Source organism: Bradyrhizobium sp. NBAIM01, from assembly GCF_020194115.1.
In the GTDB taxonomy this organism is placed as follows: domain Bacteria; phylum Pseudomonadota; class Alphaproteobacteria; order Rhizobiales; family Xanthobacteraceae; genus Bradyrhizobium; species Bradyrhizobium yuanmingense.
In genome coordinates, this window is sequence record NZ_JADYVU010000006.1 from 22,885 (window position 1) to 37,872 (window position 14,988).

The window sequence follows — 14,988 nt, forward strand, 5'->3', positions numbered from 1 at the left end:
GGGGTTTTTGATTTGGCGATCCGACGCTCTCCCGACGTCATTGCGAGGAGCTCTTGCGACGAAGCAATGCAGCATCGTTCCGCAGAGACAGCCTGGATTGCTTCGCTTCTCTCGCAATGACGTGAGAGAGACCTACTGCACGTCCATCTGCAGGCCTTCCTTCTGGATGATGCCGGCGAACTTCTTCGTCTCGGCATCCACGAACGCGGCGAACTGCTCGGGCGTGCCGTAGTCGGCGCGGGCGCCCATGGCGGCGATCTGCTTCTTGACGTCCTCGCGCTCCAGCATCGCCTTGACCTGGAGATTGAGCGCGCCCAGCACCTCGGGCGAAGCGCCCTTCGGCAGGAAGACCGCGAACCAGGAGGACACGTCGAAATTCGCCAGCTCCGGCGCGCTCTCGCGCATGGTCGGCAGGTCTTTGGCGAGGTCGCTGCGCTCGGGCGTGGTGACGCAGAGACCGTTGAGCGTGCCGCTCTGCACCTGAGGCAGGGTCGGATAGAGATTGTCGAACAGGATCTGGATGTCGCCGGCAAGGGCGGCCTGGAGCGCGGGGCCGGCGCCGCGGAACGGGATGTGCGTCATCTTCAGGCCGGTGAGTTGGAGAAACCAGGCGCCGGTGAGGTGAGGGCTCTGGCCGACGCCGGAGGAGGCGTAGCTGAGCTTGTCCGGATTGGCCTTCAGATACGCGATCAGCTCGGGAATCGTTTTGATGCCGGTCTTCGGATGCGCCGAGACGATGTTCGGAATCCGGATCATGTTCGAGACCGGCTGAAGCTGGTCCGGCTTGTAGCTGAGGTTCTTGAAGATGCTGTAGGCGATCGCGTTCGGGCCGGGGTTGCCGACCAGGATGGTGTGACCATCCGGCTTGGCGCGCACGGCCTCGGCGGTGCCGATCGTGCCGCCGCCGCCGGAGCGGTTTTCCACCACAGTCGACTGACCCCAGGCGGTTTGCAGATGCGCGGCCAGGAGGCGGCCCATCACGTCCGTCGAGCCGCCGGCCGCGGCCGGCACGATGAGACGAACGTTTTCAGTGGGCTTCCAGTCGGCAAGGCTCGATCGCGGTAGAATCGCTGCGGCCGAAAGGCCGGCAGCACCGGCGAGCACACGACGGCGGGACAACAAAGGCTTATGCACGAATCCACTCCTGCTTTTTGCTTTGCGGGAACCGTAGGGAACGGCACGTGCGACCGCAAGTCGCGCGCGACGACAAGTGCCGCGCAGAGAGCGGCACGACGACGCAGGCGTAAGCCCATATACCTTGCGATGGAATTAAGCGGCTTCAGGAGCCTCGTTCGACGCGCATTTTCGACGCGAGCGACAAGCCGCTTCGATCGAATCCTTCGACGGCCTCAGTTGAAGCTGAGCAGCTTGAACAGCGGGGTAAGGTAGCTCATCTCCTGACCCGACGTCGGCGTGGTGCGGCTGATGAAGTCGAAGATCTTGCCGTCCTGGAGACCGTAATTCGCAAGCCGGCGCACGCGCCGGGTCTTGTCGAAATAGACTGCGATGACACGCTGATCGACCACCTTCTGGTTCATGAAGGCGACCGGGCGCTCCGAGCGCTGCGAGATGTAGTAGAACACTTCACCGTCGAGGGTCGCGACCGTCGAAGGCGTGCCCATCACGATCAGCACCTGATCCTGGCTCGCGCCGATCGGAATCTGCTCGAGCGCGCCGGGCGGCAGGATGTAGCCTTTCTGGAACTGCTCGCCGGTGCAAGCTGCAAGGGCCACGCCGATCACGGCGGTGGCCGCGAGCATGCGCAGGCCCCGCCAACAGGCATGAAGGCCGCGCCGCATGTCCGCGCGCAGGCTGATCTGGTTCGTTGTCGTCATAGCGGAACTGATTCCGTCCCCTTGCGTCGCGCGAGGCGCTGAAGTACCGGGCTGGGCGTCTGAATGCAACTCGCGCGCGCCCGCTTGCGGAAACCACAATGCTTTGGCCGTTCAATCACTTCAGGAAACCCCGGCGAACCCCGCCTGGCACCATTGAGGCCATCTATGGCATGATCGTGACGCAGGCGCGAGAACCCCTGTTTTACCGGGTCTTGGGTGTGCCCGATACGGTTAACGGGCGTTTCGACCTGTTGCTGCTGCATCTCTGGCTGCTGCTGCGCCGTCTGCGCGCGGTTCAGGGCGCCGCGGAGCTGTCGCAGGCGCTGTTCGACCGCTTCTGCGAGGACATGGACGACAATCTGCGCGAGATGGGGGTGGGCGACCAGACCGTGCCGAAGCGGATGCGGGCCTTCGGCGAGGCATTCTACGGCCGCGTCCAGGCCTACGACCAGGCGATGGAAGCCGGCGGCGAGGCGCTGGCAGCGGCGATCTGCAAGAATATCTTGAATGGGACTGGCTTCGACCAGGCGGAGCGGCTCGCGGCCTATGCGAGGGCCAGCGAGGCCGATCTTGGCCGGACCGACGAGGCCGCGCTGCTGCGCGCGTCCTTCAAGTTTCCCCGGGCGCTGTCACAGGATGTCACGCCATGAGCCGAACAGATACCGAGCGCGATCCCTGGCGGGCGCCCGTCATCGTTGCGCAAATCCCGGACGGCGGGTTGCATCGCGAGCTCGAGGCCTCAGTGGCCGAGCGGCAGGCGATGGCGGAGGTCGCGGGCTTGCGCGAGATCCTGTCCGCCCATGCCAGCTTCGATGTCGTGCCGAAAAGCGGGGGGCGGGTCCAGGTCACGGGCCTGGTTCGAGGCCGGATCGGCCAGACCTGCGTCGTCACGCTGGATCCGATCGAGAGCGAGATCGAGGAGGAGGTGGACCTGATGTTCGCCCCCGAGGCCGAGGCGCGCCGCCTGGCCGATCTGATCGAGGAGGGGCAGGGCGACGAGGCGCCGCCCGAGGTTGCCGACCCGCCCGAGCCGATCACGGGCGGCATCATCGACCTCGGCCGGCTCGCCACCGACGTCCTGTTCCTGGCGATCGATCCCTATCCACGCAAGGAGGGGGCCGTGTTCGAGGCGGAGGTCACCGCTCCCGACCCCGAAGACCATCCCTTCGCCGTGCTGAAGGCATTGCAGGACAAGAAGAAGGGCCAATGAGGGGCATTTTGGCTCGCGGCTGCCTTGCCAGGGGACGCGAGCCATTTGCCCTGATGGTTTGAGACAGCTGTTTATCTCTCTGATTTCAATGGATTTCTCGCGAAATCCGCGCCCGGCGGCCGGATTGCCCCGAATGCAAAAGGCTCGGGGCAAGAGGTTGTTTCGGGGGTACAAAACGCTATTGTCGCGCCCCGGTCCGGGTGCGGCGTGGCGCTTGGCCGGCCGCCGTACCGGTGGCGAACCCATTTTGCGGCCCCGCTGATCCCAAGACCGCACCAGACCAGGTTTCCAGGACTTACATGCCAAGCAAGGTTCGCATCGCGCTGGACGCCATGGGGGGCGATGTCGGCCCCGCCGTGGTCATTCCGGGCGCCGCCATCTCGCTTGGCCGGCATCGCGACACCGAGTTCCTGCTGGTCGGCGACCGCGCCAGGATCGAGCCCGAGCTCGACCAGCACCCGAAGCTGAAGGCCGCCTCCAAGATCGTCCATACCGACGTCGCCGTCAGCATGAAGGACAAGCCGAGCCAGGCGCTGCGGCGCGGCCGCAAGACCTCCTCGATGTGGCTCGCGATCGACGCGGTCAAGAAGGGCGAGGCGGACGTCGCGATCTCCGCCGGCAACACCGGCGCGCTGATGGCGATGGCGCGCTTCCATCTGCGCACCCTGCCGGGCATCGACCGGCCGGCGATCTCGGCGATCTGGCCGACCCTGCGCGGGGAGTCCGTCGTGCTCGACCTCGGCGCCACCCTCGGCGGCGATGCCCACCATCTGGTGTCGATGGCGGTGATGGGCGCGGCCAAGGCGAGCGTGCTGTTCAACAAAACCCGGCCCACGGTCGGGCTGCTCAATATCGGCGCCGAGGAGATCAAGGGCCACGAGGAGATCCGCGAGGCCAGCGAGATCCTGCGGGCGCGGAACCTGCCGGAGCTCGACTATATCGGTTTCGTCGAGGGCGACGGCATTGGCAAGGGGCTCGCCGACGTGATCGTCACCGAAGGCTTCAGCGGCAACATCGCGCTGAAGGCGGCCGAGGGAACCGCACGGCAGATGGCGGAATTGCTTCGTCACGAGATGCAGCGGAGCTGGATGTCCAAGCTCGGCTACCTCTTCGCGCGCAGCGCCTTCCAGGCCCTGCGCGACAAAATGGACCCCAACAAGTCCAATGGTGGCGTGCTGCTGGGACTAAACGGGGTGGTGGTCAAGAGCCACGGCGGAACCAACGCCGAAGGCTTTGCCTATGCGATCGATGTTGGCTATGAGATGGCTCACTACGATCTCCTGAACAAGATCAATCAGATGCTCAACCGCGAGGGTGGTGCACTCAAATTCGTGCAGCCCGCGCCGGAGGATGTTTCGTGACTCAGATTCGTTCGGTCGTGCTCGGCTGCGGCTCTTACTTGCCGGAGCAGGTGGTGACCAACGCCCAATTGGCGGCGCGCATCGATACCTCCGACGAGTGGATCGTGCAGCGCACCGGCATTCGCGAGCGGCACATCGCGGCCGAGGGCGAGTTCACCTCGCACCTCGCCATCAAGGCGGCACAGGCGGCGCTCCGCGATGCCGGCGTTGACGCGCAATCGATCGAGCTGATCGTGCTGGCGACCTCGACGCCCGACAACACCTTCCCCGCGACCGCCGTCGCCGTGCAGCACGGCCTCGGCATCAATCATGGCGCGGCCTTCGATCTGCAGGCAGTGTGCTCGGGCTTCGTGTTCGCGCTCGCCACCGCCGACAATTTCCTGCGCACCGGGGCCTACAAGCGCGCGCTGGTGATCGGCGCGGAGACCTTCTCGCGCATCCTCGACTGGAACGATCGCGGCACCTGCGTGCTGTTCGGCGACGGCGCCGGCGCCGTGGTGCTGGAGGCGCAGGAGCAGCCCGGCAATGCCGCGACCGACCGCGGCATCGTGACCACGCATCTGCGCTCCGACGGCCGCCACAAGGCAAAGCTGTTCGTCGACGGCGGGCCGTCCTCGACCCAGACCGTCGGCCATCTGCGCATGGAGGGCCGCGAGGTCTTCAAGCACGCGGTCGGCATGATCACCGACGTGATCGTCGATGCTTTCAAGGCGACCGGGCTCGATGCCGACGGCATCGACTGGTTCGTGCCGCACCAGGCCAACAAGCGAATCATCGACGCTTCCGCGCACAAGCTGCACATCGCGCCGGAGAAGGTGGTGCTGACGGTGGACCGTCACGGCAACACCTCGGCGGCCTCGATCCCGCTGGCGCTCTCGGTGGCGCGCAAGGACGGCCGCATCAAGAAGGGCGACATGGTCCTGCTGGAGGCCATGGGTGGCGGCTTCACCTGGGGCTCCGCGCTGGTGCGCTGGTAAGCCACACCGATAAAATTTTGCCGGAATCCGCGCCGATTATCGCGACGTGTGCATTGATGTGCGGTGTTGACCGCCGTATCGTAAGCTCATAATTTCAGACAAGAATTGTTCGCCGTGAGGTGGGGCAGGGCGATGAGCGAGACCAGCAAAACCGTAACGCGTGTCGATCTGTGCGAAGCCGTCTACCAGAAGGTGGGCCTATCGCGCACGGAATCGTCTGCCTTCGTGGAACTCGTGCTGAAGGAGATCACCGACTGCCTGGAGAAGGGCGAGACGGTGAAATTGTCCTCGTTCGGCTCCTTCATGGTGCGCAAGAAGGGCCAGCGCATCGGCCGCAACCCGAAGACCGGCACCGAGGTGCCGATCTCGCCGCGCCGCGTCATGGTGTTCAAGCCGTCGGCGATCCTGAAGCAGCGGATCAACGCCCAGCACCGTACCAACGGTGACGCCACCCAGGCTCAAGAAGAGGCGTAACCGCCTTTCGGAAAGGACTGGCCTTTGGACAAGGCGCCGGATGCGTTCCGAACCATCAGCGAAGTAGCGCAGGAACTCGACATTCCGCAGCACGTGCTGCGGTTCTGGGAGACCCGCTTCTCCCAGATCAAGCCGATGAAGCGCAGCGGCGGCCGCCGCTATTATCGCCCTGACGACGTCGACCTGCTCAAAGGCATCCGCCGGCTGCTCTACGGCGAAGGCTATACCATCCGCGGGGTGCAGCGGATCCTGAAAGAGCACGGCGTCAAATCGGTGCAGGGCCTCGCCGACAGCGCGGCCGCGGTCTCCTTTGGCGCCATCGAGGACGCGATCGGCGCCAGCCTGATGGAGCCCGAGGACGAGGCCCCCATCAAGGGCATCACCGACACCGACGATGACGACTATCAGGGCGATGAAGAGGAAGGCATCGACTTCCGCTTCACCGAGGTCGACGACGAGGAGATCCTCACCACCTTCCGCAAAGGCGGCGCCGCCGTGCCCGCCGGCCCCAGCGCGCTCGACCGCGAGCGGCTGGAGCGGGTCCTCGGCGACCTCGTCGCCTGTCGCGAGATGCTGGATCAGGCCCTGAAGGAGGGCTAGGGCGGTCCCCGGCTTTGCGGGGCAGTTCCGGCCCCGCTTGGGCGGATACACCAAAATGCTGCGGCCTCGCCTTGCGCAAAGCGGCGATCCTAGCTAATGGAACGGCATTCGGAGCGTGGCGCAGCCCGGTTAGCGCACTAGTCTGGGAGACTAGGGGTCGGAGGTTCAAATCCTCTCGCTCCGACCAAATTCCTCAAGAACGGAATTCCTTTCCGGGCCGTCGGTTGACCGCGGGCCGGCCGTTTGCGGTTGATTTTGCAACGTTCCGCAGGTGTTGCCCTCGCGTCACAGCATCCAGCGTCAACATGATTTAAGAATTTGGGCACTTTGGAATCGCGGAGGGGCGTCCCGTGAGAAGAGCACTGGCTGCTGTAGCAGTCTTGGCGAGTGTCGCTTCGGGGGCGGAAGCTGCTGACCAAAGCCCTGCAATTTTCACGAAAGCGCGCACGGCTGACTCCAGCCCAAGCTGGACGGGATTTTATGCTGGCGGCAACGTTGGCGGCGCATGGGCAGACCGGTCCGTCAATTTTACGAGTGACGCGGCCTCCGCTTTCATCTTCAATCCTGGAGTTCCGATTCTGCCTCCCTTTGCGGGGCAGGTTGCTCCCAGCCCTCACGATTTTTCGATGAGTGGTGTAACGGGAGGCTTGCAAGCCGGCTACAATTGGCAACTCGATAGCAAGTGGTTAGTCGGCGTAGAAGCTGACTTGAGCGGATCCAGCTTGCGCGGCGGCGGTCGTGAAACAACGCCGATTCTACCCCCAGCCTTCACACAGACCATCTCGGCTGAGCAAAAGATCGACTGGTGGGGGAGCGTTCGTGGGCGTCTGGGGGCGCTGGTCACGCCTAGCGTTCTTCTGTATGGGACCGGCGGCTTTGCTTTTGGTCGAGTAGCGACATTTGACGACTACATCGTGAACGGACCGGGGGGGCGCTTTGAGCGTCTCCGTCACCGGCACTTCATTCAGCTGTACGATCGGATCGACTTGCTTCACGGGGAACGATTCCCGCATTCAGACTGGCTGGACGGTCGGCGGAGGCGGTGAATGGCGCTTTGCGCCTGGTTGGAGCTTTAAGGCCGAGTATCTCTACGTTGACCTCGGCAAATCGTCGGTGACGGCCAACGCACTCGCAACGGGCATTGGTCCGAACTTGTCCAGATACACCGCAAATTTCGGTCGGGCAGATTTCCACGTCGCCCGAGTCGGCGTGAACTATCATTTTTGACCTTTTGAGCAGATCGTGCCCTAAGGGCCCACCTACCTCAAATACCCGCGTCGTCTCGCCCACCAGCGTCCGCAACCATCTCCGTGCCATCACGCCAGTACGGTTCAGCCTTCCAGGAGACGCTACGATCAGCCGCCTCATGGCGGACCATCGATACGTGGTATCAGGACGCTTCCATTTAGGTGCGAGGGCAACACATGTTTCAGCTATCGTGGAACGAGATCTTCGTCCCGACGCATTCCATCATGGAAATGATCGTGCGGGGCACCATCATGTATCTCGGCATCTTCACCCTGATGCGGTTCATTTTGAAGCGACAAACCGGCGGGCTCAGCATTCCCGATTTGCTTCTCGTCGTCCTGCTGGCGGACGCGGCGCAGAATGGCATGGCGGGCGAATACCACTCGATCACAGAAGGTATCGTGCTCGTTGCCACCATCATTTTCTGGAATCTAGCCATCGACTGGGTCGGGTATCACGTGCCTTTCGTGGAGCGGCTTGCTCGGCCGGCGCCGCTCCTGCTCATCAAAAACGGGCAGGTCCTTCGCCGCCACATGCGGCAGGAGCTGGTGACGATGGATGAGTTGATGAGCAAGCTTCGCGAGGAGGGGATAGCGAGTCCCTCGGACGTCGTAGAGGCATATATCGAGGGCGACGGAAATATCAGCGTGAAAAAGAAGGAAGCCTGACGACCTTCGTCTGCCTGCCGACATGATCGGCGTTGCGGGACTACTTGTTATTCTGCGAGGCTTCCGCCGGCTTCCCCAAAAGGCACAAGCGCTGATACCTCAAATACCCCATCGCCATCCCGTTGAAGGCGGTGAGTACTCGAGGTCATATCCACAAGCGCGTCGGGTTTTCAATGTCACGGCCGTTCAAGAGCCGCCCGCTACAAGACCTCGGCCCGAACCTGAGCTACGCCGCGATTCGTAATCCCCAAGCTGCGCGCGGCAGCGAGCGAGAGATCGAGGACGCGGCCACGAATGAACGGGCCTCTGTCATTGATGGTGACGATGACGCTGCTTCCTCCATGGGTCACGCGGACCTTGGTGCCGAACGGCAGGCTGCGATGCGCTGCGGTGAGGTGGTTCCGATTGAATGACGAACCGCTCGCTGTCTTGCCTTTGGAATATGAATAATAGGAGGCCTTTCCCGAAAAGACTCGATTGAAAGATCGCATGCCCGAGCGATCGGCCGATGGCTCTTGTGCGGTTGGAGGTGGCGCCTCAATCTGATCCTTCTTCGGCTGTTCGGGTCCAGCAGGCGCCGGCTCTGCCTGAGCCTTCGGAATGATGGACCACCGGTCATGGAAATCCTGTGCTGCAGCGCCGTTCGCGTTCAATCCGATCCAAGCAGGGACTGTCGCAATCGCCGCCATTCTGACGAGAAGATGCATTGTCGGCCTCGTGAACGATTGAAGATCAAGCCGACAATGCAAGCTCAGAGGTCGCGTTCCTCAAGACGCGCAAAACGGTGATGACATACCGACATCGCGGAGCATAATAATGATTTAATTTGTCAAAATTAAATATATTTAAATATTTAAATTAGCGAGGCGAGTTAGCGCGCGACGACTGACGCGGTCGCGTCCCGGCGGAGGATGAGTGGCGCAAATACGATCAGCTTTGGACGCGAGCAGTGCGATCGTCACAGGCCAGATGCGAAGCTCAAGAAGCATCGTGCGGAGCTAGATCGCAAGTGCCCTGGCTTGTCGCCCACCCAGCTCAAATACCCCACCACCATCCTTGTCGTCTCGTCCACCAGCACCTTCACCATTTTCTCCGACAGCATCTCGGCTGCGTTCAGCGCCGTGTTGTGCGCGATGGCTTCGATCGTGCTCACGCACATGAACGCTGCGAGCGCGGGGTCGAGCTTGCGCATCTCCTTCCGGTGACGTTCGAGATAGGCGCGCACGAGGGCGTGGATTTCGTGGCTGTAGGCCTCGACCTCGGCGAGGTGGCCGGAGCGGGGGATCTGCTCGGCGAGGACGCGGTGCAGATTCGGGTCGATGGAATGGGCCTCGATCGCGATCTTGACGGCCGGCGCGGTTGTCAAACTTCCCTTAACGGCTGCTGCTGCGTACCCGTCCCGCAAGCGACCTGCGGCACCGTTCCGGCGGCGCGCACTACAAGATGCTCAAGGGGGCCGGTGCTTTCCGGCGCCCTCTTTCCATCCACCGGACTCTCATGTGAAGGTTTCTCTACTCGCTTTGACCAGGATCTGTAGTAGGCAACCGCCGTCATGATCGCGATTCCCGCAGCTCCGACGAGCAGTTGAGCGAGGATGCCGTTCCCTGCCAACTGCAGGATGAAGTACCCGATGAAGGCCAGGAGAATGCCCACACAGAACACTTCGAGGGACTGCTGGCCGCACTTTACCAGGGGTCGCAAGATGGTGGCTTGTAGCCCGCGCGCATCGATCGGTATGAACCGGGCACCAAGGATAATCAGCACCATCAAATGAAGATAGCGGTAGGGCGCCAGATTGGTCTTGTCGTTGGGATTGAAAAGCTCGAACAAGGCAGGCGCAAACAAGGCCCGGAGCTGAGGCTGGTGAGCAGCTAACGTCATGATCGCCGCAAAAATCAAATAGGCAACCGCAACAACCAGCACGAACCTGGACCGCAGCAAGAAATGCAGACGCCCCGCACCGGTCAACGCGAGCCATGCGCCCGTGACAAACAGAAGCTGCCACGCCAGCGGATTGAAGTACCAGCTTCCCGACGGATAGGAAGGCAGGTTCCAATGGAATTGCCGCGCAGCCAGATATAACAGCACCGACCCGATCATGGCGGCGTCGGGAAATCTCAACATCAACCAGAGGATCGGAGGAAACAGGCCCATCAAGACGACGTACAGCGGCAGCACGTCCAAATTCAGAGGCTTGTATCGCAGCAAAAGCCCCTGCGTCATCATCTCGATCGGCGCGCTGGTGACCGGTCCGGCGTTGAACAGATCGATCAGATCAGGCGCGTTGAACCTCTCCGACAGGAAATGGATGAAAGCCAGGTAGATCATGAATAGCACGATATGGGCGGTGTAGATTTGCCATACGCGCCTGAAGAGCCTGCTCGTTCCGAACACAAAGCCTCGCTCCATTTTTCGGGTATAAACGAGCGCCGAGGTGTAGCCGGAGATGAACACGAACAGGTCGGCCCCGTCGCTGAATCCATAATTTCGGAACGAACACCACACCAGCACTGTGCCGGGCACATGGCCGAGAAACATCGCCCAGTTGGCGAGGCCGCGAAAAAGGTCGAGACGCAAATCACGTTGCGGTGGTGGCAGCGCAAGCGCGAGCTTCATTCTGCTTTCCGTCGTGTCACGATTCACGATCAATGTCCGCGCCCCGGCACTCCGCCGGGATCGCTCACGCTAGATGGCAGGCAATACAACACCCATACGACAATGTTGGCGCGCTGAGGCCAGCGGGATATTGACCTGAGTCAAGCGGCCCGCCGAGAGCCCCGGTACTATGCATGGTAACTTGGTCCCGAACAAACGCGGTGCGCTTTGTGTCATCGGGCCTGGCGAAGTGGGCGCTTCCTCGATCCGTCGTGTTCGGACATTACGGTGACAGTGCTGGACTGCATTCTGGCGCGCCTCTCAGGGCGCAGGACGCTGCCTCATCCAAATGGGCGCGCTGTCGCCGATTTCCGTAATCTCAGGCTCCGCTACCTCAAATACCCCACCACCATCCGCGTCGTCTCGTCCACCAGCACCTTCACCATCTTCTCCGACAGCATCTCTCCGTTCAGCACCGTGTTGTGCGCGATGGCTTCGATCGCGCTCACGCACATGAATGCTGCGAGCGCGGGATCGATCTTGCGCATCTCCTTGCGGTGGCGTTCGAGATAGGTGCGCACGAGGGCGTGGATTTCGTGGCTGTAGGCTTCGACTTCCGCGAGGTGACCGGAGCGGGGGATCTGCTCGGCGAGGACGCGATGCAGGTTCGGGTCGATGTGATGGGCCTCGATCGCGACGGTGACGAGGCGGTGCACGGCCATCTCGATCGGCAGGTCGGCGACCTCCGCGAAGGCGGCGCGGACGACATTCATGATCGCATCATTGTGGCGATCGATCACGGCGGCGACGAGTGCCTCCTTGCTGGGAAAATATTGGTAGAGCGAGCCGACGCTGACGCCGGCGATCTCGGCGATGCGGTTGGTACTGGCCTTCTCGAAGCCTTCCTTGACCAGAATGCGAGCAGTTGCCTCGACCAGCGCGTCGACTGTGGCACGGGATCGCTCCTGCGAGGCATTTTTCCGGGGTGTTGTGGACGGTTTGCGGGCCACGGACTTGTGATCTGAATGCGAGTAGGAAAAGCGAGTGAATGCTCGCATTATATCGACCAATGGCGGCGGGTCGGCAACCCTCTTCGTCGCCGGGTCGAAACATGGGGATGTGGCGATGAGCGTTGCGAGACTTGTATCGGCCTTCCAATTCTGTCCGGGCGGCTGCGTATTCGGCGCGCGGGCGCCGCGCGATCCAGCACCAAGCCTGCAAAGCCGGGCCCTCAACCTGCTGCTGCGGCAGCTTCCCTACAAGCAGCAGCTCGCATCCGCCGAGGCGGTGCTGGCGCGTGTGCAGAAGCTGGCGCTGGCGCCGGCCTCTCACGAGCCGATCGGGGTCGGCAACGTCGAGGTGACGCTGACCAAGATGGGCGGCTGGCCGGTCTACTACACCGAGCCGGCGTCAGGCCACGAGGGCTGCAACTACGTCATGTTCTTGCATGGCGGCGGCTACATCAACGAGATCGCGCCGGCGCATTGGCGCTTCATCGGTGAGATGACGCGCAAGGCGCGAATCTGCTGCGTCGTGCCGATCTACCCGCTGGCGCCGCGGGCGACCGCCAAGGACGTCGTGCCGGCGACGGCCGAGCTGCTGCGCATGCTGCTGGAAGACGCTGGCGATGCAAAAGTGACGGTCGTCGGCAATTCGGCCGGCGCTGGGCTTGCGCTCGCCGCCTGCCAATGGCTGCGCGATCGCGGTCATCGGCAGCCGAGCCGGTTGCTGCTGATCTCGCCCGCGGCCGATGCCTCGGTCGGCCGTCCGGAGCAGGTTGCGATCGCGGCGCGCGATCCGATCCAGGATATTCCGGGCATCGTCGAGGCCGCGCGGCTCTATGCCGGCGAGCTCGAAGTCGGCCATCCCTTCGTCAGCCCGCTCAACGGCAGTTTCCGCGGGCTCGCGCCGATGACGATTTTTTCGGGCACGCGCGATCTTCTGTATCCGGACAGCGTCGACCTGGCCGCAAGAGCGAGGGCGGTGGGCGTGCCGATCGAGCTGCATCTATTGCGCGAGCAACCGCACAACTTCGCGCTGATGCCGACGCCGGAAGGACGGCGGGCACGCGCGATCATCTTGCGTGAAGTGGCTTAGAGGGAGGGCGTGATCATTGTCACAGAGCGCCTGCCGTGATCGGTCTGGCGCTGGCAGTGTCCGCACGCAGGGATAAGCGGCCCCCGGGCGTTTCCTCTGGATCGATCGTTCTGGTATCCGTGGTCTCGGTACCAGTGGTTTTGCGGGGCCTTAGGCGTGGCCCTTGATCTCGTAATGACCCGGCACGCATTTGTAGCGCTCGAGGCGCCAGTTCGCGTGATAGATCGGATGCTCACCCATCCACTTCGCGAGAGGCGCTTGTGCGCCGATCGCGCACTGCATTAGCGAAATCTCGGGTGTCATGTTGCTGTCGGTCACGATTTCCTCGACACAACTGCCTGAGCTGGCTGCGCCAAGCCGGCAAAGCACGGCAACGACGGTCACGAACATTCCTATCACCTCGTTGGTTGTTTCTGACCACGAAGAGGATGCAAGCGGAGTGCCAGAGCCTGTGACACGCAAACAACACGCTGGCCTGGCCGACTCAATCCAGCGTCCACCCTCATTTGGCGATTCGGATTGTAAAAAAATTGCCATTAACCCGAAGCCGGACAAATACGGGGAACCCGCTGGAAAACACCTGGGAATGATCGATTATCCGGGCCGTGTCGCCTATGAGCCACTTCACAAGGCCCGCGCGCAGCATCGCGCGTAGTCCGCCCGCCGAAATTACCGAAGGCGAAGAGGGCAGCGCACGGCTTTTACCCGCGGATGTCGCGCTGCTACAGTTTTGCGCGCGCCGCGGTCAGCGGCGCCGTGACCAAGAAACACACCGACAAGGGGAGGGACCGAAGTCCCATGAAGGATTTTGCTGGAAAGATCGCAGTCATCACCGGCGGCGGCACGGGCATGGGGCGCGAGCTCGCGCGGCAGCTCGTGTCCGAGGGCTGCAACGTCGCCATGTGCGACATCTCGGAGGCCGCGATGGCCGAGACCAAGCGGCTGTGCGAGGCCGAGAAGCTGCCGCAGGGGCTGCGCGTCACGACGCACGTCGCCGACGTCGCGATCGAGGACCATCTGAAGCGTTTTCGCGACGAGCTCGCCGAGCAGCAGCAGACCGACAGGATCCATCTGTTGTTCAACAATGCCGGCATTGGCGGCGGCGGCAGCCTGTTCACCAACACCCGCGAGCAATGGGAGCGCACCTTCAACATCTGCTGGGGCGGCGTCTATCTCGGCGTGCGCACCTTCCTGCCGATGCTGGTGGCCGCGGACGAAGCCCACATCGTCAACACCGCCAGCGTCAACGGCTTCTGGGCCTCGATCGGCATGAACCAGGCGCACACCGCCTACAGTGCGGCCAAATTCGCAGTGAAGGGATTCACCGAAGCGCTGATCAACGATTTGCGCCTGCATGCGCCGCACGTCAAATGCTCGGTGGTGATGCCCGGCCATATCGGCACCTCGATCGTCTCCAACTCGCGCAAGGTGCAGAGCGCCGACGGCTCGGAGCGGCTCAATGCCGATGAGGTCGCGCTGACCCGCAAGCGCATGGTCGCGGCCGGCGTGCCGGATGCCGACGGGATGTCGGACGAGGACATCCAGGCGGCGTTCGCCGAGCGCGCCCGCAGCTTCCTGGAGGATGCGCCGACGACGGCGGCAGAAGCCGCCAAGATTATCCTCGACGGGGTCAAGGCGGAGCGGTGGCGCATTCTGGTCGGCGAGGACGCCAAGCTTCTCGACGAGCGCGTGCGCGCCGCGCCGGAGCAGGCCTATGACCGCGCCTTCTTCGAAAGTTTTACGCAGGAGGTCGGCTGGCGGCTTGGTTGAGGCCGCTGCCGGGGCGCCCACCCATCGCACCCGAGGAGGCACGTCAGCGCCGTCTCGAAGGAGAGGCGTGCGCGCACGCCGCCGCTAGGGGTCATATTCTTTAGCGCGCCCAGCAAGGCGCGCCGATATGGCTATGATGGTCGTCATGGCAAG

General features: G+C 62.9%; 17 protein-coding genes and 1 tRNA gene. 11 read left to right on the plus strand and 7 right to left on the minus strand.

Going from position 1 to position 14,988, the window contains the following annotated elements; translation table 11 throughout:
* Positions 1-132 precede the first annotated feature (132 nt).
* Together I6F31_RS20420 and I6F31_RS20425 are read right to left on the minus strand one after the other, a co-directional pair.
* Positions 133-1,134 (minus strand): tripartite tricarboxylate transporter substrate binding protein, encoded by a 1,002-nt coding sequence (locus I6F31_RS20420; RefSeq protein WP_036010447.1) that lies wholly within the window; start codon positions 1,132-1,134, stop codon positions 133-135.
* Positions 1,135-1,349: 215 nt separating this feature from the next.
* Positions 1,350-1,835, minus strand: coding sequence for an outer membrane protein assembly factor BamE (locus I6F31_RS20425; RefSeq protein WP_036010444.1), 486 nt, complete (start codon positions 1,833-1,835; stop codon positions 1,350-1,352).
* Between the two features lie 98 nt (positions 1,836-1,933).
* On the opposite strand from I6F31_RS20425, the gene I6F31_RS20430 reads away from it, so the two are divergent.
* The 9 genes from I6F31_RS20430 (at position 1,934) to I6F31_RS20470 (ending at position 8,373) form a co-directional block, all read left to right on the plus strand.
* The gene (locus I6F31_RS20430) at positions 1,934-2,485 is read left to right on the plus strand and encodes a ubiquinol-cytochrome C chaperone family protein (RefSeq protein ID WP_109143544.1); all 552 of its coding nucleotides are present in this window, start codon (positions 1,934-1,936) and stop codon (positions 2,483-2,485) included.
* Entirely contained in the window at positions 2,482-3,045 is a 564-nt protein-coding gene (locus I6F31_RS20435; protein WP_225186021.1) for a DUF177 domain-containing protein, read from the plus strand. The genes I6F31_RS20430 and I6F31_RS20435 overlap by 4 nt, the downstream gene beginning before the upstream one ends.
* Positions 3,046-3,344: 299 nt before the next feature.
* Positions 3,345-4,406, plus strand: a complete 1,062-nt coding sequence (gene plsX / locus I6F31_RS20440) for a phosphate acyltransferase PlsX (protein ID WP_225150114.1) — start codon at positions 3,345-3,347, stop codon at positions 4,404-4,406.
* Positions 4,403-5,383: a beta-ketoacyl-ACP synthase III gene (locus tag I6F31_RS20445; protein WP_036010434.1), complete on the plus strand. Its 981-nt coding sequence runs from the start codon at positions 4,403-4,405 to the stop codon at positions 5,381-5,383. The genes plsX and I6F31_RS20445 overlap by 4 nt, the downstream gene beginning before the upstream one ends.
* 132 nt (positions 5,384-5,515) lie before the next feature.
* On the plus strand, positions 5,516-5,857 hold the full coding sequence (locus I6F31_RS20450; RefSeq protein ID WP_036010431.1) for an integration host factor subunit alpha: 342 nt from the start codon (positions 5,516-5,518) through the stop codon (positions 5,855-5,857).
* Positions 5,858-5,881: 24 nt separating this feature from the next.
* Positions 5,882-6,457: a MerR family transcriptional regulator gene (locus I6F31_RS20455; protein WP_057029740.1), complete on the plus strand. Its 576-nt coding sequence runs from the start codon at positions 5,882-5,884 to the stop codon at positions 6,455-6,457.
* A gap of 109 nt (positions 6,458-6,566) precedes the next feature.
* Positions 6,567-6,644, plus strand: a tRNA-Pro gene (locus I6F31_RS20460).
* A 749-nt stretch (positions 6,645-7,393) separates the two neighbouring features.
* Positions 7,394-7,684, plus strand: coding sequence for an outer membrane beta-barrel protein (locus tag I6F31_RS36535; RefSeq protein WP_276573210.1), 291 nt, complete (start codon positions 7,394-7,396; stop codon positions 7,682-7,684).
* A 197-nt stretch (positions 7,685-7,881) separates the two neighbouring features.
* Positions 7,882-8,373: a YetF domain-containing protein gene (locus tag I6F31_RS20470; RefSeq protein WP_036025451.1), complete on the plus strand. Its 492-nt coding sequence runs from the start codon at positions 7,882-7,884 to the stop codon at positions 8,371-8,373.
* Positions 8,374-8,573: 200 nt separating this feature from the next.
* Here I6F31_RS20470 and I6F31_RS20475 read toward each other — a convergent pair whose 3' ends face one another.
* The 4 genes from I6F31_RS20475 to I6F31_RS20490 all read right to left on the minus strand — a co-directional run bounded on the left by I6F31_RS20475 (position 8,574) and on the right by I6F31_RS20490 (position 11,978).
* Positions 8,574-9,080: a septal ring lytic transglycosylase RlpA family protein gene (locus tag I6F31_RS20475; protein ID WP_225133817.1), complete on the minus strand. Its 507-nt coding sequence runs from the start codon at positions 9,078-9,080 to the stop codon at positions 8,574-8,576.
* A 251-nt stretch (positions 9,081-9,331) separates the two neighbouring features.
* The gene (locus I6F31_RS20480) at positions 9,332-9,739 is read right to left on the minus strand and encodes a hypothetical protein (RefSeq protein ID WP_225133816.1); all 408 of its coding nucleotides are present in this window, start codon (positions 9,737-9,739) and stop codon (positions 9,332-9,334) included.
* A complete protein-coding gene (locus I6F31_RS20485) occupies positions 9,736-10,989 on the minus strand; it encodes an OpgC domain-containing protein (protein ID WP_063822468.1) in 1,254 nt (417 codons plus the stop codon). Before I6F31_RS20485 ends, I6F31_RS20480 begins: the two co-directional genes overlap by 4 nt.
* A gap of 368 nt (positions 10,990-11,357) precedes the next feature.
* The gene (locus tag I6F31_RS20490; protein WP_036010401.1) at positions 11,358-11,978 is read right to left on the minus strand and encodes a TetR/AcrR family transcriptional regulator; all 621 of its coding nucleotides are present in this window, start codon (positions 11,976-11,978) and stop codon (positions 11,358-11,360) included.
* Between the two features lie 115 nt (positions 11,979-12,093).
* Between I6F31_RS20490 and I6F31_RS20495 the strand changes: the two genes are divergently transcribed.
* The gene (locus I6F31_RS20495; protein WP_225186022.1) at positions 12,094-13,065 is read left to right on the plus strand and encodes an alpha/beta fold hydrolase; all 972 of its coding nucleotides are present in this window, start codon (positions 12,094-12,096) and stop codon (positions 13,063-13,065) included.
* A gap of 150 nt (positions 13,066-13,215) precedes the next feature.
* Here the strand turns inward: I6F31_RS20495 and I6F31_RS20500 are convergent, their stop codons facing one another.
* On the minus strand, positions 13,216-13,455 hold the full coding sequence (locus I6F31_RS20500) for a hypothetical protein (protein ID WP_025036674.1): 240 nt from the start codon (positions 13,453-13,455) through the stop codon (positions 13,216-13,218).
* 408 nt (positions 13,456-13,863) lie between these two features.
* On the opposite strand from I6F31_RS20500, the gene I6F31_RS20505 reads away from it, so the two are divergent.
* Positions 13,864-14,835 carry an SDR family NAD(P)-dependent oxidoreductase gene (locus I6F31_RS20505; RefSeq protein ID WP_225133812.1) on the plus strand — a complete coding sequence of 324 codons (972 nt, stop codon included), beginning with the start codon at positions 13,864-13,866 and terminating at the stop codon, positions 14,833-14,835.
* Positions 14,836-14,988: the final 153 nt, after the last annotated feature.

Excerpts from the sequence above, each read along its gene's own strand:
- I6F31_RS20425 (WP_036010444.1), bottom strand. The coding sequence starts at position 1,835 with ATGACGACAACGAACCAGATCAGCCTGCGCGCGGACATGCGGCGCGGC.
- I6F31_RS20430 (WP_109143544.1), top strand. The coding sequence starts at position 1,934 with ATGCTTTGGCCGTTCAATCACTTCAGGAAACCCCGGCGAACCCCGCCT.
- I6F31_RS20435 (WP_225186021.1), top strand. The coding sequence starts at position 2,482 with ATGAGCCGAACAGATACCGAGCGCGATCCCTGGCGGGCGCCCGTCATC.
- plsX (WP_225150114.1), top strand. The coding sequence starts at position 3,345 with ATGCCAAGCAAGGTTCGCATCGCGCTGGACGCCATGGGGGGCGATGTC.
- I6F31_RS20450 (WP_036010431.1), top strand. The coding sequence starts at position 5,516 with ATGAGCGAGACCAGCAAAACCGTAACGCGTGTCGATCTGTGCGAAGCC.
- I6F31_RS20470 (WP_036025451.1), top strand. The coding sequence starts at position 7,882 with ATGTTTCAGCTATCGTGGAACGAGATCTTCGTCCCGACGCATTCCATC.
- I6F31_RS20475 (WP_225133817.1), bottom strand. The coding sequence starts at position 9,080 with ATGCATCTTCTCGTCAGAATGGCGGCGATTGCGACAGTCCCTGCTTGG.
- I6F31_RS20485 (WP_063822468.1), bottom strand. The coding sequence starts at position 10,989 with ATGAAGCTCGCGCTTGCGCTGCCACCACCGCAACGTGATTTGCGTCTC.
- I6F31_RS20495 (WP_225186022.1), top strand. The coding sequence starts at position 12,094 with ATGAGCGTTGCGAGACTTGTATCGGCCTTCCAATTCTGTCCGGGCGGC.
- I6F31_RS20500 (WP_025036674.1), bottom strand. The coding sequence starts at position 13,455 with ATGTTCGTGACCGTCGTTGCCGTGCTTTGCCGGCTTGGCGCAGCCAGC.
- I6F31_RS20505 (WP_225133812.1), top strand. The coding sequence starts at position 13,864 with ATGAAGGATTTTGCTGGAAAGATCGCAGTCATCACCGGCGGCGGCACG.